14 protein-coding genes are annotated in these 14539 nt (G+C 54.3%); 9 read left to right on the forward strand and 5 right to left on the reverse strand.

The genetic code is table 11. The annotated features are described in order from the left end of the window. Nucleotides 1–6 precede the first annotated feature (6 nt). Together B7994_RS14105 and B7994_RS09260 are read right to left on the reverse strand one after the other, a co-directional pair. The gene (locus B7994_RS14105) at nt 7–183 is read right to left on the reverse strand and encodes a hypothetical protein (protein ID WP_158213120.1); all 177 of its coding nucleotides are present in this window, start codon (nt 181–183) and stop codon (nt 7–9) included. A gap of 61 nt (nt 184–244) precedes the next feature. After that, the gene (locus B7994_RS09260; RefSeq protein WP_088638181.1) at nt 245–1036 is read right to left on the reverse strand and encodes a hypothetical protein; all 792 of its coding nucleotides are present in this window, start codon (nt 1034–1036) and stop codon (nt 245–247) included. Between the two features lie 154 nt (nt 1037–1190). Between B7994_RS09260 and B7994_RS09265 the strand changes: the two genes are divergently transcribed. Together B7994_RS09265 and B7994_RS09270 are read left to right on the forward strand one after the other, a co-directional pair. Further along, entirely contained in the window at nt 1191–1526 is a 336-nt protein-coding gene (locus B7994_RS09265; RefSeq protein WP_088638182.1) for a hypothetical protein, read from the forward strand. 83 nt (nt 1527–1609) lie between these two features. After that, nucleotides 1610–2386 carry a lysoplasmalogenase family protein gene (locus tag B7994_RS09270; protein WP_088638183.1) on the forward strand — a complete coding sequence of 259 codons (777 nt, stop codon included), beginning with the start codon at nt 1610–1612 and terminating at the stop codon, nt 2384–2386. Nucleotides 2387–2419: 33 nt separating this feature from the next. On the opposite strand, the gene folD is transcribed toward B7994_RS09270, so the two are convergent. Together folD and B7994_RS09280 are read right to left on the reverse strand one after the other, a co-directional pair. After that, a complete protein-coding gene (folD, locus tag B7994_RS09275) occupies nt 2420–3259 on the reverse strand; it encodes a bifunctional methylenetetrahydrofolate dehydrogenase/methenyltetrahydrofolate cyclohydrolase FolD (protein WP_088638184.1) in 840 nt (279 codons plus the stop codon). Nucleotides 3260–3359: 100 nt separating this feature from the next. After that, nucleotides 3360–3602: a hypothetical protein gene (locus tag B7994_RS09280; protein WP_144063822.1), complete on the reverse strand. Its 243-nt coding sequence runs from the start codon at nt 3600–3602 to the stop codon at nt 3360–3362. Between the two features lie 260 nt (nt 3603–3862). On the opposite strand from B7994_RS09280, the gene B7994_RS09285 reads away from it, so the two are divergent. The 3 genes from B7994_RS09285 to B7994_RS09295 all read left to right on the forward strand — a co-directional run bounded on the left by B7994_RS09285 (nt 3863) and on the right by B7994_RS09295 (nt 6816). Continuing rightward, nucleotides 3863–4792 (forward strand): FKBP-type peptidyl-prolyl cis-trans isomerase, encoded by a 930-nt coding sequence (locus tag B7994_RS09285; RefSeq protein WP_088638186.1) that lies wholly within the window; start codon nt 3863–3865, stop codon nt 4790–4792. Nucleotides 4793–4865: 73 nt separating this feature from the next. Beyond that, nucleotides 4866–6224: an amino-acid N-acetyltransferase gene (gene argA / locus B7994_RS09290; RefSeq protein ID WP_088638289.1), complete on the forward strand. Its 1359-nt coding sequence runs from the start codon at nt 4866–4868 to the stop codon at nt 6222–6224. 1 nt (nt 6225) lies between these two features. Next, nucleotides 6226–6816: a nitroreductase gene (locus B7994_RS09295; RefSeq protein ID WP_088638187.1), complete on the forward strand. Its 591-nt coding sequence runs from the start codon at nt 6226–6228 to the stop codon at nt 6814–6816. An 11-nt stretch (nt 6817–6827) separates the two neighbouring features. Here the strand turns inward: B7994_RS09295 and B7994_RS09300 are convergent, their stop codons facing one another. Then, a complete protein-coding gene (locus B7994_RS09300; RefSeq protein ID WP_088638290.1) occupies nt 6828–7475 on the reverse strand; it encodes a CatB-related O-acetyltransferase in 648 nt (215 codons plus the stop codon). Nucleotides 7476–7618: 143 nt separating this feature from the next. On the opposite strand from B7994_RS09300, the gene B7994_RS09305 reads away from it, so the two are divergent. Genes B7994_RS09305 through B7994_RS09320 form a run of 4 tightly spaced genes read left to right on the forward strand, consistent with a single transcriptional unit; the run spans nt 7619 to nt 14536 of the window. Continuing rightward, nucleotides 7619–9118: a glycoside hydrolase family 5 protein gene (locus B7994_RS09305; RefSeq protein ID WP_233143145.1), complete on the forward strand. Its 1500-nt coding sequence runs from the start codon at nt 7619–7621 to the stop codon at nt 9116–9118. A gap of 54 nt (nt 9119–9172) precedes the next feature. Continuing rightward, nucleotides 9173–9745 (forward strand): GTP cyclohydrolase I FolE, encoded by a 573-nt coding sequence (folE, locus tag B7994_RS09310; protein WP_088638292.1) that lies wholly within the window; start codon nt 9173–9175, stop codon nt 9743–9745. A gap of 29 nt (nt 9746–9774) precedes the next feature. Beyond that, on the forward strand, nt 9775–11004 hold the full coding sequence (gene glgA, locus B7994_RS09315; RefSeq protein ID WP_088638188.1) for a glycogen synthase: 1230 nt from the start codon (nt 9775–9777) through the stop codon (nt 11002–11004). Nucleotides 11005–11059: 55 nt separating this feature from the next. Further along, nucleotides 11060–14536, forward strand: coding sequence for a hypothetical protein (locus B7994_RS09320; protein ID WP_088638189.1), 3477 nt, complete (start codon nt 11060–11062; stop codon nt 14534–14536). The last annotated feature ends 3 nt before the right edge of the window (nt 14537–14539 follow it).

The following is a 14539-nucleotide window of genomic DNA, read 5'->3' on the forward strand; positions in this document are numbered from 1 at the left end:
ATATAGTTATATGTTGGTATCTAAACCTTCTGCTTCCCTGGCCCACTGGTCATCCAGATCGGGGTGTTCCTTGCGGAAGCGCCTTAGGGCTTTATGGATTTCCCAATCCAGGTTCCGGTTTTCGGCTTGGCACTTGGGCTTCAGCTCGTTGTAGAGTTCTTTTACTTTTTCTTCGAGTGTCATGGTTTGCTCCTTTTCTCTGTTTTAAATTTAATCAATGCAAGTGTCAAATATTGACATCTGCTTATTTTTGTGAATTTACGGATTCTTCGAATTCCTTCATCCTCAATTCGTTAATCAATGTTTCGAGATTGCACGGCGTGCCGTCACCGTGGAAATCGTCGCCTGGCTTGGGGTCTTTGTATTTCCCTTCGGCGACCTTCTTTTCGTGATCCGTTTCGGCGAGCGTCCATTTGGCGATAAAATCCCTTGCGACGGTCTCGACGTCTTTGGAAAGTTTTTTCTGCAAGTACCAGAAATATCCACCGAAACTGCGGTTAGCGACATGTGCTTCCTGCTTGCACTCGGGGCAATATGCGGTCGCCCGTGAACTGCCCGAAAGCGGAGAACCCGTAAAGCTGCGGATGACTGCCGTTCCGCCGCACTTGCATTCGACTTTGAACTGGTCGGTTTCCCAGATGCGCAGGAGTGTGGCGAGCCTGAGATTGACCCTGACAATGCTGCCTGCGATGTTGAACGCCCTTGAAGTGCTCAGGGGGCCTACGTAGAGTCCGCCGCCCTTGATGGCGTAATGCGTGTCGATGTTCGCGTATCGCGGGGTGGCGAGGATTTCGTCACGGTGGCGCAGTATCAGGTCCAGGTTGTCGAACAGCAGTTTCTTTTTGCGTTCAAAGCTCTTTTCCTGGAGCTTGCGCATTTCCTCCTGCTCCCTGGTTTCTTGTTCCATTTCGTCACTGATCAGTTTAAGGCCAGCCGCTTGCCGTTTGAAGAACTCCAGGGCTGATTCGTGTCTATTGTCCGGTTGTTCGGGAATAACGGGGAAAGGCTTGGAATCGTCGATGAAGATTGTTGCCATAGGGAACCTCCTGTATAAGGGTTTTGTTTGTGCTGCTCAAGGCGCGTACTTTTTTGTTTATGCATATATATAAATACATGCATAACTATAGACCAATATACAAATTACCTGCGACAAAAACTGTCATTTTGAAAAAAAATCTATATTTGACCGCATGAAACTTGTCTTAGCGGTTTTGTTGTTGAGTGTGTCGCTTGGCTTTGCCCAACTTGTGCAGAAGAAAAATCCTGCGCCGACAGCGGTCGATTCGATTGACCTTTCAGGCGGTACGAAAAAGCGCCCGCTTGTTTATTCGGATAGCGCTACCCAACGGAACGACAAGGCGGCATCCGATGCCGTATCGGCGATGGATCTTGAATACTCGAATGATTCCCTTACGGGGACGCTCATTGGTATTGGTGCGGAATACGTCGGCCAGACCATGAAGAATATGCTCTCTCCGAATTCTGCCGAGGCAGACGCCGTCGAGCTAGAACGCACAAGGCGTTAGATTATTTAGTTATCCGAAATAATTTTACTTTATTTACAATTCTCTTGTTGCACATTTAATATAAAATGCCTATATTAAGTTGTATGAACAAGAAAAAACTTATTACTCTTCTTTTAGTTGTCGTCGGTATCCTCATGGTGACGTTCTTCGTGAGGGACTGGCTCGTGTTCTACCGCTGTGGTGCTGTCGAACAGTGCCTTATTGAAAGCAGTAACTACCAGAATATCGCCAAGTTCGCGGTTACCGCCATCATGACGGTCGTCGTGTTCTTCATCGGTGGTAATTGCCTTTGTCGGAGGGATCGCAATTTCTTGCAGGCCGGCTTTGCGATGGCCCTGTGTGCAGATTTCTGCCTCAAGATTATGCACAACTATACCCGTTGCTCGAGTTTCCGCAACGACTACACGTTGCTTGGCATCTGCTTCTTCATGGTGGTGCAGGCCCTGTTCATCTACCGCCATACGCGCACGAGCGACACGGACAAGAGTTTCCCGTGGATTCTATGTATCCCGTTCACGGTGATGTTCATTGCGAACGCGCTGCACCTGTTCCGCATTTTCGATGGCCCGACGGTCCCGATTGTCGCTACCTACGGCGCATTCCTCATCTGCTCGCTAATTGTCGCCTGCAAGGTGCCCAAGATGGGGTATTTCCCCGAAAAGAATGCCCGGAACATCAAGCGCGGCATGATCCTGTTCTTCTGCTGCGATGCCTGTGTCGGGATTTCCCTGGCTACGGGCGACAACCATACCGTCCGCGAAATCGTCGCTACGGTCGCAAATAACTTTGTGTGGTACTTCTACACGCCGGCGCTGATCCTGCTCGGCCTCAGCGGCTACAAGGGAAAAGAGTCGGCGTGAGCCTCCTCTTGGTATGGCTTGTGAGGTCTGTGCTTATCCGAGGTATTTTTCGCCGCTTTCCACGCTCTGGTAGATGAGCGTGTTGATGGTCATGGGGCCCACGCCACCCGGAACCGGTGTGTAGGCGCTGGCTACGTCGTCGAGACCCTTCTCGATATCACCGACGCCACCCGGATGGTAGCCGGCGTCCACGACGACGGCGCCCTGCTTGATCCATTCCTTCTTGATGAACTCGGGCTTGCCGACGGCACCCACGAGGATGTCCGCCTGCTTTACGAATTCGGGGAGGTTCTGCGTTTTGCTGTGGCAGATAGTCACGGTGCAGTCGGCGTTCAGGAGCATGAGTGCCATGGGCTTGCCGAGGATGGCGCTACGACCCACGACTACGGCGTGCTTGCCTGCGAGCGGGATATTGTAGGCCTTCAGCAGGCGCATGATGCCGGCGGGAGTCGCGCATCCGTAGGCGGGTTCGCCCATCGCCATGCGGCCAAAGCCGAGACAGGTCACGCCGTCCACGTCCTTGCGGGCGTCGATGGCCTCGAAGGCGGCGCGTTCGTTGATGTGGCGCGGTACCGGGTGCTGCAGCAAAATTCCGTGCACATCGTTGTTGTCATTGAGTTCCTGGATTTTGTTGAGGAGTTCCTCGGTGGTGGTGTTCTTGGGGAGCACCACGCGGATGCTTTCCATGCCCACGCGTGCGCAGGCGTTGCCCTTCATCTTCACGTACGTGGCGCTGGCCGGATCGTCGCCCACCAGGATGGTCGCGAGGATGGGGGTCTTGCCCGTCTTTTCCTTGAGATTCGCCACGCGGGCGCTGAGTTCTTCTTCAGTGGTCTTGGCGAGTGCCTTGCCGTCGAGGATGAGTGCTGACATAATGTCTCCGGAGCGCATATTGCGCGATTGATTCGCCGACAAAGATAAAAAAAAGCCGCAGCAACGGATGCCGCGGGAATTAAAAAGGCTGCTCGGGGACTTATAGCAGAGTGTCGAGTATGGCGGGGATTACGGCGGTCACGATGACCCACGGGTAGGAGAGTGCGCCGCGGAGCCAGCCGGTCGTCTGGAGGGGAACGCGGCGGGCATGGCCGACCCACGCCTTGCGCGAGGCTGCCCTGATGGATGTGTCGAGAGCGCTGGCGATTTCTTCGACAGAAGAATCGAACCGGCTCTTGTTGGCCGAGGCCTTCGACACGATGTCCATGAAACGATGCTCCATAGTTCCTCTCTGTCCTTGGGTAAAAAAATAAAAACATCTTACGCCGTCTGCAACCCTTTTTGTTTACAGAAGTTTACATTACGGGTTTTGCGTGAAATGCGTCACTGGATTTCAAAGTGTGCAATTTTTGCAGGAAATGGCAGTTTTTGCATAATTTATTCGAAAAAAGGCAATTGCGGCTGACCGAGGTGGTCTTTTTGGGGCAAAAATCCTATTTTTGTCAAAGTGCCCCAGGTCACACGAAAAATGAGGTTTTTTCTATGAAGTTTACTTATATTGCGCTCGCCGCTGTCTCTTGCACTGCCTTGGTTGCCTGTGGCGGGAACAAGAACGCCACTCCTGCGACCGACCCGACCCCAGCCCCGGCGCCCGCCGCGGTGTCTGATTCCGGGAAGGTTTCCCTGGACAGTGCGGTCGACCGTTACAGCTATGCGCTCGGCATGGACCTGGGCAAGGCAATCGCGAACATCAGCGTGCCGCTCAAGCTTGACGTCATCATCTCGGCCATCAGGGACGAGGTGGATTCGGGCCGCACCGTGCTTATGACGGATTCCGCTTCCGAGGTTGCCCTGCAGGACTTGCTCCTGAAGATGCAGCAGAAGAAGGAAGCCGACGAGAAGGCCGCCGCGAAGAAGGCGCTTGACGAACAGGCTGCGTTCCTCGCCAAGAACATCACGGATTCTACCGTGAAGGTCACGACGAAGGGCGTGCAGTACAAGGTTATCAAGGACGGTGCGGGTGCTATGCCCAAGGTGGGCGACAAGGTGCAGGTGCACTACATCGGTTCCCTCCTCGACGGTACCGAGTTCGACAACAGCGTGAAGCGCGGCGAACCGCTGGAATTCCCGGTGAGTGCCGTCATCGAAGGCTGGCAGGACCTGCTCCAGGTGATGAAGGAAGGCATGAAGGTCAAGGCCTGGATCCCGAGTGCCCTTGCCTACGGCGAGGCCGGCGTGCCGCCGATGATTCCGGCGAATGCGCTCCTCGTGTTCGAAGTCGAACTCCTGAAGGTCTATACCGAGACTCCGGCAGTGGATACCACCGCCGTGGCGCCTGCCGCCCCGGCAGATGCAGCCAAGACGGGCGAGGTCACTTCTGTTGAACCTGCTGCTCCGGAAACCGCGAAGCCTGCCGAACCTGCCAAGCCCGCAAAGGAAGAAAAGAAGCCTGCGAAGGGCAAGAAGAAGTAATCCTTAAAGTGTAAGGACTAGTTTTTTGCAGAACGGCGCCCCAGGGGTGCCGTTTTTTATTAAGTTTTGTACCATGAACAAGTCTGCGTCTGATTTTTACTCTCAGCACTTCGAAGTCGCCGGGTTCATCCGGGAAGTCTTCGGTTACATGGACCGGTTCAAGGGCCAGCTCTTCATTTTGAAGATTGACGACAGCCTTATGGACCACCCCCTGTTCCCGGTGCTCATGCGAGATATCGCCCTGTTGCACAAGGCGGGTATCCGCATTATTATCGTGCCCGGGACGCGTAAGAGTATCGACGCACAGCTCAAGGCTTGGGAAATCGAGTCCAAGTTCCACGATGGCGTGCGGCTTACGAGCGAAGAGGCCCTGCCCCTCATAGAGCAGGCGTCTCTGGGCGTTGCCCAGCGCATCATGAGCCACCTCACGGCGAGCGGCCTGAGCGGTATCCAGGGCAACTGGGTGCTGGCGCGGAGCCTCGGCGTCATCGACGGCGTGGACTACATGAGGACGGGCCGGATCGAAAGGATCCAGCGTGATATCCTCGACCAGCTTTTGAACGAAAAGTTTGTGCCTATCATTCCGCCGATTGGCTGGAACAAGCTCGGGCATGCCTACAACATCAGCTCCACCGAACTTGCGACCGAAATCTGCAAGTACATGAAGGTGGGCAAGCTGTTCTTCATTGGTAACGAGAACGGTATCAAGCTCAAGGGGCTTGTGACCGGCAAGAACACCAAGTACCTGGAACCCACCGAGTCGGGCGTGATTTCGGCTTTGGACGTGGACCAGGCAAAGGAACTGTTGGAACTCAATTCCGACGTGTTGAACTTTGCGCAGATGGACTACCTGATGAACGCCATCCATGCTTGCGAGGCGGGCGCGAACCGTGTCCACTTGCTGAGCGGTGAATTCCAGGGTAGCGTGCTGCAGGAAGTCTTCAGTGCACGCGGTGACGGTACCATGGTGTACGCGAACCAGTACTCGAGTATCAGGCCCGCGAACATCGAAGATATTCCGGATATCCTCCGGATTATGCAGGACTACATCGCGAAGGGCTACCTGGTGCCGCGTACGCAGGAAAGCATTTCCGAAAAGCTCAAGGACTACGTGGTGTACAGCATCGACAACAGCATTCACGGTTGCGGTGCGTTGCACGCCTTCGAAGACGGCATGGCCGAAATTGCGGGCATTGCCGTGGGTGCGAACTACCGCAAGTCGGGAATTGGCGACGCCATCGTGCGGCACCTGATTTCGATTGGCCAGATGAAGGGCTACAAGAAATTGTTCCTGCTCACGACGCAGGCACTCGACTGGTTCTACCCGTTCGGATTCGAAGACGGGACGGTCGAGGACTTGCCCAAGAGCAAGCGGGACAACTACAACCAGAAGCGCAACTCGCGTATCCTGGTGTTGCCGCTGGAAAAGTAGTATGAACACACTCGAAGCAATACGCACACGTCGCAGTACCCGTAAGTTCAAGGCACAGCCTGTTGAACTCGAGAAGTTGAAGCAGATTGTCGAGGCGGGCCAGTTCGGGCCTACCGGCGGCAACGCGCAGAGCAACCACTTCTTCGTGATTTCGGATGCTTCGGTGATTGCGAAGCTCAAGGAACTCGTGCAGTCCGCCTTTGCCGCGATGGAACTCCGCGAAGACCTGTACAAGAGCCTCAAGAATTCCATCACGCTCGCCCGCAAGGGCAGCTACTCGTTCTGCTATACGGCTCCCGTGCTGATCGTGGTCGCGAACAGGAAGGAATACGGCAACAACATGGCCGATGTCGCCTGCGCTGTGGAGAACATGATGCTTGCGGCGAACGAACTCGACCTGGGCAGTTGCTACATCAACCAGCTCAAGTGGCTGAACGAAGACCCGACGCTCCTCGAATACCTGCGCGGTTTTGGCTTGCGTGAGGACGAGCGCGTGTACGCCTCCGTTGCCATCGGCTACGCCGACACCGAGAGTGGCCTCCCGAACCGCGCGGAATCCCCGCGCGTCGGCAACGAAGTCGTGTTCGTGTAATTAGTGCCGGGCTATTTCCCGAGCATTTCTTTCACTTTCTTCTTGACTTCTGTCAAGTCGCTGCTCGTGAGTACCGGGATAAGCGAGTTTATTTCTTCGATGGGCTTGTCCCACCAGCGCCATTCGAGCATCAGGTTCGTGAGTTCTTCGTCGAAGCGCTTGCGTATAAACTGCGCCGGGTTGCCCGCGACAATCGTGTAGGGCTCCACGTCGCTACCGACGACGCTGTTTGCGCCGATGATTGCACCGTCGCCGATATGCACTCCGGGGAGTATCGTTACGTTCTGGCCAATCCACACGTCGTTCCCGATAACGGTATCGCCCTTGAACGGTAAATCGCTTTTTGCAGGCGCCTTCATGTCCCAGCCTGTGAGCGTGTAGAACGGGAATGTTGATGCCGCATTCATCTGGTGGTTTGCCCCGTTCATCACGAACTCCACTCCCGCCGCAATCTGGCAGAATTTGCCGATAACCAGCTTGTCGTTGTTCCACGGATATAGGTGAGTCACGTGGCTCTCGAATTCGCTGTCGGCAATGTAGGTGAAGTCGCCCACGACTATATTCGGGTTCTTGAGCGTCGGCTTCACGTAGATTTCCTTGTCGTAGCCCGCAATCGGGTGTACTGCCGTCGGGTCGGGAATGTTTTGCGGCGTTGTCATGGTATCAAAATACATTATTTGCGAACGTGGTTGACATCTTGTCAACGGAAAAAGTGCCGGAAGGGTGCCCGCGGGCCATAAATCCATATATATTTCAGGTGTTGTTTGAAATGGGGGTGCCTTTGGCATCCTAAAGGGATGTTATGTCTAAAAATAAACTCTGGACTGCGGCGGTGGCCGCTTCCTTCTCCGTGGCGTCGCTTGCTGTGCTCGCGAATGCCGAAACGCTCCCGACTGCGGGCGAAATGTTCAACAAGATGGGCTTCGGCATCAACATCGGCAACACGATGGAAGTTCCGGGTAACCCGACGGGTTGGGGAAACAAGTTCCCGACAGAGGCCTACATCGATTCGGTGAAGGCGGCGGGGTTCAGCACCATACGCATTCCCTGCGCCTGGGACAGCCACGCGAGTAACGGCGTCATCAACGAAAGCTGGATGGACTCGGTGCAGACGGTGGTGGACATGTGCATGCGCGCAGGCCTCGTGACGGTCCTGAACATCCACTGGGATGGCGGCTGGCTCGAAGAGAACCTGAAGGACGAAAAGAAGGACGAGGTGAACGCGAAGCAGAAGGCCTACTGGACGCAGATTGCGACGCGGTTCAAGGACTATAACGAGAACCTGCTCTTTGCGAGCGCGAACGAGCCTGCGACAACCGATGATAACTACAAGCATGAGACGGAAATCCTGATGGTATACCACCAGACATTCGTGGATGCAGTGCGCGCTACGGGCGGGAACAACGCGAGCCGTACGCTCGTAATTCAGGGGCCTTCCACGAGTATCGACCGCACGACCGAGGTGATGCCGGTTTCTAAACTCCCGAAGGACGTGATTGAAAACCGCCTGATGGTCGAGGTGCATTTTTATGACCCGTACACCTACACACTCTTGAACGATATTGTTGACTGGGGCGCGCAAGTTTATCCGCAATACTACTGGGGCGACGACCTCGCGACTGGTGCAGACATCGTGCACAACTGCGGTTACAACGCCTGGGCGGGCGCCATGGGCGACAAGTGCACCAGCGCACAGATTCAGGACCAGTTCGGCAAGATGAAGACGAACTTTGTGGACAAGGGCGTGCCTGTGATTATCGGCGAGTTCGGCGCGAACGACCGCGTGGGCGTGCTGACGGGCGACAACTACGCGAAGCACCGCAAGGGTCGCCTTGCCTATTACGATGCCGTGATGAAACTCGCGAAACAGAACAAGGTGGTGCCTATCGCCTGGGATACCGGTCACGAGGGCGAAAACAACATGACCATTATCCGCAGGCAGTCCGCGCCGGACGGCTCCGTGTTCGACATGGACGTGCTGAAGATTATGCGTAGCGCCTACGGGCTCGGCGACTACGTGAATAACGGCATCACGCATGTGGAAGGGTTTGACGGCGGCACGACGAAGATTGCAACCGGCGCACAGCTGGGCGAGCGTCTTGGAAAGCGGGTGGGCAGTCTTGCGAACCTGGGGATTGTCCGCATGGGCAACCGCCTTGAATCTGCGGGTGAAATTAGGCTGTTCAACGTGAACGGCACGCTTGTCCGCAAGGCGGTAAACAGCATGTCTCTCGAAAATCTCCCGCTTGGCATCTACATAGCCAAGGGCGTTGACGCCTCGGTGAAGGTCAATATCCAGTAGGTGATTATTTGGCCCGGCGTTGTGCCGGGCTTTTCCTTTTCTATCTTTGTGTACATGATGGATATGCAAAAGATGGCTGCCGGCTTTCGGATGATTCTGGAAGGCATGGGCGAAAATCCGGACCGCGAAGGTCTTGTCGATACGCCGAAGCGCGTCGCGAAAATGTATGCTGAACTCATGACGGGCCTTTCGGGCGAAACCCGCGCCGAAGATATCTTGAAGACGCGTTTCCATGAAAAATATGACGAGATGATTGTCGTCCCGAACATTGAGTTTGCGAGCATGTGCGAACATCATTTTCTGCCGTTTACGGGCAAGGCGCACGTGGCCTACATTCCGGGCGACTGCGTCGTGGGGCTTTCCAAGATTCCGCGTGTTGTGGAATACTATGCGCGCTTCCCGCAAATCCAGGAACGCATGACCCGCCAGATTGCGGAACTCATCCAGAAGGAATTGAACCCGAGGGGTGTCGCCGTGGTGCTCGAGGCGTCGCACATGTGCATGACGATGCGCGGCGTGAAAAAACCGGGCGCTACGATGGTCACGACCCAGCTTCTGGGCCGATTCAAGACCGACGAGAAGACCCGCGCGGAATTCATGGCGACCATCAATTCCTCGAAAAAGTAAATTTAATGGTGTAACCGGAGATTTGTTGTATGAACGCTGCTATTCTTACCAATGAGTTTCCGCCGGAAATTTACGGCGGCGCTGGCATCCATGTGAAGTTCTTGACGCAGGAACTTGCAAAGCTCTGCCATGTCGAGGCACGTTGCTTTGGCGACCAGGATGTCGACGAGGACAATATTCGCGCCATCGGTTTTTCGCGCAAGCTGGGCCTTGACCCTAAGGACGACCGCTTCCAGAAAATTTTCAAGCCGCTCGATATCAATATCCAGTGGGCTGCCGAACTCGACGACATCGACATCATTCACTGTCATACCTGGTACAGCCACTTTGGCGGCGTGCTGGCGAGCAGGCTTCTGCAGTGCCCGCTGATCCTCACGACGCATTCGCTGGAACCGCACCGCCCGTGGAAGGCGGAACAGCTCGGCGACGGCGGCTATGCGATGAGCTGCTGGATTGAACGCACTGCCTACGAGGCTGCCGACGGCGTGATTGCAGTGAGCCAAGGCATGAAGCGCGACGTGATGAAGCTTTACGGCGTGCCCGAGGACCGCGTGAAGGTTATCTACAACGGTATCGATCCGGACTTTTACGCGCCGACATTCGACGAAAACATTTTGACAAAGTGGGGCGTGGACCCGAAGCGCCCCTACGTGCTTTTCGTGGGCCGCATTACGCGCCAGAAGGGAATCAGCCAGCTGATCCAGGCGATTCCGCAAATCGACAAGAGTGCCCAGGTGGTGCTCTGCGCCGGCGCCCCCGACACGGTTGAACTTGCCGATGAATGCAAGTCGCTTATCGAGAAGGTCCAGGCCACCCGCGATGGCGTGGTGTGGATTCAGGAGGCTGTACCGCATGAGGAACTGCGCGTGCTCTACAGCCATGCGACCGTGTTTGCCACGCCCTCGCTCTACGAACCGTTCGGCATCATCAACCTCGAAGCGATGAGCTGCGGTACTCCGGTGGTGGGTTCTGCGGTGGGCGGAATTCCCGAGATTATCGTGGACGGCGAGACCGGATTCCTGGTGCCGCTCAAGGCCAAGTCCGAGACGGATTTTGAGCCGGCCGACCCGAAGGCCTTTCAGACCGACTTTGCGAACAAGTTAAACAAGATTCTAGAAAATCCGGAACTTGCCAAGAAGATGGGCGAAGTGAGCCGCAAGCGCGCCATTGACGTGTTTAGCTGGAAGTCCATTGCCAAGCAGACGTACGACTTCTACCAGGAATGCATTGAACGCTACAAGCGCGAAGGCAAGCGGTAGATAGCCGCGACTGTCATTCTGGAGAGGGATTTTTACAAAAAAGAAGGAGAATAGCATGAATAATTTTAAGATTCTGGCAATATCGCTTGTCGTTGTAGCGACGGCGGCTTTTGCTGCGCCCAAGGTGTGGACGGGCAAACTAGCCGAAGGCTTTGACGGCGGTACCGGCAAGCAAGACGACCCGTATTTGGTTTCGACCGCAGAGCAGTTCGCCTTGATGGCCGCCAGGGGTGATTCCGCCACTTTCTACAAACTGACCGAAGACATTATCCTGAATGAGGGCGATGCCTCGGAATGGGCGGAAAATCCGCCGGCAAACAAGTGGACCGCCTATGGTTCGCTGGAAAACCCGGTTCTCATATTTATCGATGGTGACTCGCACAAGGTGAGTGGCCTGTATGTGAATTCGACCGACACGCTACAGGGATTGTTTGGCGCCTTTAACGGGACCATTCGTAATCTGAATCTGGTGAATGGCTACGTAAAGGGAGGCGACCTTACGGGAGCCCTGGCTGGCGTGTATTATTGCAACATCTACAAAACTTATGGTTACGATATTTGCGGATTCGTGCACGACACGGTCGATGTCTACGTGGAAGGGGGCGACATGGTAGGCGGTGTTGCGGGTGTGATAGGCAACGTGAGACGCACGGACCCCATATTCGGCACGATGAATACCGAATGGCTTTACACTGCAAGCCGTGTATCGCGTTTTACCAACTATCACGATGTCGTCTTTAAAGGAACCACGGTCGGAAATCGTATTGTAGGCGGCCTTTTCGGGTTATACACAGGAAGTGAAAATGGAGTCTACGCGGACATGCTTGTCAATCATGGGGATGTTTCCGGAAAGAGTTTCGTGGGAGGGGTGATGGGCATGAACTTTGTCAGCACGTCCTGTTACAGCATGGTATGGGAAACAAAGAATTTCGGCTCTGTCAGGGGTGATTCTGCTGTTGGCGGTGTAATCGGTATGTTTAGGACGGAGAGTCTGGGTAAGGAGCCGGTCAGTTTCGGCTTGAATAATGGAGGCCTTTTCAATTTTGGCGATGTGACCGGGGGCGTCAAGGTTGGGGGCGTTGTCGGCGCAATGGCGCAGAGCACGAAATATGCCAAGCTTCGCCACAGCTACAATGCAGGAACCGTTACCGGGACAAATCTTGTCGGGGGAGTCTATGGAACAGCCGAGTGCTTTCGCGATAACTCCTGCAAAGATGACGTTTTGACCGAGCCTGCTGTTGCATGCCTCAATTTTGGTGCAGTCGTCAACGCCGGAGACACGCTTTCGAAAAAGAAGTCTATAGAAGAAGCCAACGCCATGCTTTCTCCGATGGATTACAACTTCGTTGCCGATGAAAAAGGAAGCGGCGAAAATCTCGGTTACCCGTTATACATTCCCACGCACAAGGAGCTTGTCTTGCCCGAAGGTTCGGGAACGAAGGACGACCCCTACCTCATCGCCAGCGAAAAGGACCTGTTTGGTTTCGAGGTCTTGTTTAGGCAGGAATCGGATTTCTTGCGCCTGGACACGCTCTATTTCAAGCAGACCGCCGACATCGCCTGGTCTGGCAAATACGGGAAATGGTTCGTCGATTCCCTGTTCAGGGTCGATTACAACGGATTGAATCATACGATTTCGGGCATAAAGGTTGACCGTCCCGGTGAATATAGGGTTGGCTTTGCACGCTTGATTACCTCCTTCAGAATTTACAACTTGACCTTGAAGGATTTCGAAGTTGTTGGCGGCAATAATGTCGGCATGCTGGGCGGAGGTATGTTCAAAGGCTACTTGCACAATGTGCGTCTATATGGAACCGTCAGTGGGGATTCCATTGTAGGTGGAATCGCAGGCTATACCGGGAACGTGTCTTTTACAAATATTCAAGACTTTGCGGACGTGACCGGCAAATCTGTGGTCGGGGGCGTGGCCGGTAATGGATACACTTCGGATCTTTCATGCTCCGCCGTCCACTCCCATGTTGTCGGCGATAGTGTTGTTGGTGGACTTTACGGATTGACCGATACCCCGAGATTTATGACGCTCTTCAATGTCTATATGGCTGGCGATGTCGAAGCTAGGGTCAGGGGTGATATGCTTGTGAACGATTCGCTGGCAAAGAATTCCGAGGCTCCCAAGAAAGTTTACCACAAGAAGAGCGAACTTGGAGAATCTTACTGGGGAACTGCCCTGGACGATGAATTCATGAAGTCGGATGCCTTCCTCGATTCCTTGCCGCTAACCTTCGTAAAGGATACGGCCGCAAACAGCAAGGGGTATCCGGTTCCGTACCTGTATAAGGGCCTCGGCAGTGAGGAATCCCCATACCTTATCGAAAATGCAGATGACCTGACCGTTCTTGACATGCGCCTTTCTCGCGGAAACATAACGGCTGCAAATACATTGGATTTCAGGGATTACCTTGCCTCGAGCCATCTCAAGCTGACTGCGGATATCGACATGAAGAAAAACGAGAAGTATGGATGGGAGGCGATAACCCGTTTCGATGGCTACCTGGATGGCGACTTCCATGCCGTGAGCAACATGAAGGTTGTCGCGGAAGATACCATCGCGGCCTTTTTCCATACTCTTAACGGAAGTGTCAAGAATATGGGAATCGAAAATTCCGTGTTCCAGGGTAAAGGCGCTGCTGCCTTTGCGTTTTTTTTTGAAGGCCAGATGGAAAAGTGCTGGAACGGCAACAGCAAGGTCACGGCGAAAAAACTCTCTGCGGGTGGCCTGATTGGCGTTATCGATCTTGACGAATCTTCGTCTAAGGCCATCCGCGGCGTCCCGCGCATAGACAGGGTTTACAACACCGGGAATGTAAGCAGTACAGACGATGCTGCTGGCGGAATTGTCGGGACTATTTATATAGACTCGTATTCCCAAATCGACACAAGTCAATACCTGATAAGCAATGTCTACAATCGCGGGGACCTTCCATCTGGCAGCGGAGTAGGAACCATCTATGGAAATCTCCGTGAACGCAAAGTGACGGGAAACTGGCGGTTCCTTTCAAGTGCTTACGGGACAAACTCGTTAGCCTGTATCTCCAGTGGAAGCGCATCGCTCCGCCAGGAAATAGTCAACTCCTACAATGTATACAATGAGGGTTGTATAGAGATCAGTTATGAATATCGCCCGAAGGGAAGCGTCTTGGAAGCTGATTCCATGAAAACGTCCTGGTTTGTAGATACTCTGGGCGCCGCGTTCGAAATGGACAAGGCCTACGTGAACGACGGTTTTCCGATTCTTAAGGGGTTGAGTCCTAAGTCCAGGGATACCTTGACAACGCATGTCGATGTTGCAAAAATCCGCCACGACATGCCTGCGCTCCGCGTGACGGCTACGGGCCGCGATTTGAATGTTTCGGGACTTGTGCCCGGCACGATGGTGAAACTCTACGACATCTCGGGCGCTCTGTTGCAGACGACCCGTGCGACAGGCAATTCGATGCTCCTGCCCGTTCGCAGGGCGGGGCTGTTCATTGTCCGTAATGAAGGGAAAACCCGGACCGTCAAGGTGAAATAGGGA

It is taken from the genome of Fibrobacter sp. UWR2, from assembly GCF_002210285.1.
Lineage (GTDB): Bacteria > Fibrobacterota > Fibrobacteria > Fibrobacterales > Fibrobacteraceae > Fibrobacter.

What these genes read in the sequence shown, in the direction of transcription:
- folE (WP_088638292.1), top strand. Translation starts at nt 9,173, where the DNA reads ATGATGGATATGCAAAAGATGGCTGCCGGCTTTCGGATGATTCTGGAA.
- B7994_RS09295 (WP_088638187.1), top strand. Translation starts at nt 6,226, where the DNA reads ATGAACACACTCGAAGCAATACGCACACGTCGCAGTACCCGTAAGTTC.
- folD (WP_088638184.1), bottom strand. Translation starts at nt 3,259, where the DNA reads ATGTCAGCACTCATCCTCGACGGCAAGGCACTCGCCAAGACCACTGAA.
- B7994_RS09265 (WP_088638182.1), top strand. Translation starts at nt 1,191, where the DNA reads ATGAAACTTGTCTTAGCGGTTTTGTTGTTGAGTGTGTCGCTTGGCTTT.
- B7994_RS09300 (WP_088638290.1), bottom strand. Translation starts at nt 7,475, where the DNA reads ATGACAACGCCGCAAAACATTCCCGACCCGACGGCAGTACACCCGATT.
- B7994_RS14105 (WP_158213120.1), bottom strand. Translation starts at nt 183, where the DNA reads ATGACACTCGAAGAAAAAGTAAAAGAACTCTACAACGAGCTGAAGCCC.
- B7994_RS09305 (WP_233143145.1), top strand. Translation starts at nt 7,619, where the DNA reads ATGTCTAAAAATAAACTCTGGACTGCGGCGGTGGCCGCTTCCTTCTCC.
- argA (WP_088638289.1), top strand. Translation starts at nt 4,866, where the DNA reads ATGAACAAGTCTGCGTCTGATTTTTACTCTCAGCACTTCGAAGTCGCC.
- glgA (WP_088638188.1), top strand. Translation starts at nt 9,775, where the DNA reads ATGAACGCTGCTATTCTTACCAATGAGTTTCCGCCGGAAATTTACGGC.
- B7994_RS09280 (WP_144063822.1), bottom strand. Translation starts at nt 3,602, where the DNA reads ATGGAGCATCGTTTCATGGACATCGTGTCGAAGGCCTCGGCCAACAAG.
- B7994_RS09260 (WP_088638181.1), bottom strand. Translation starts at nt 1,036, where the DNA reads ATGGCAACAATCTTCATCGACGATTCCAAGCCTTTCCCCGTTATTCCC.
- B7994_RS09320 (WP_088638189.1), top strand. Translation starts at nt 11,060, where the DNA reads ATGAATAATTTTAAGATTCTGGCAATATCGCTTGTCGTTGTAGCGACG.
- B7994_RS09285 (WP_088638186.1), top strand. Translation starts at nt 3,863, where the DNA reads ATGAAGTTTACTTATATTGCGCTCGCCGCTGTCTCTTGCACTGCCTTG.
- B7994_RS09270 (WP_088638183.1), top strand. Translation starts at nt 1,610, where the DNA reads ATGAACAAGAAAAAACTTATTACTCTTCTTTTAGTTGTCGTCGGTATC.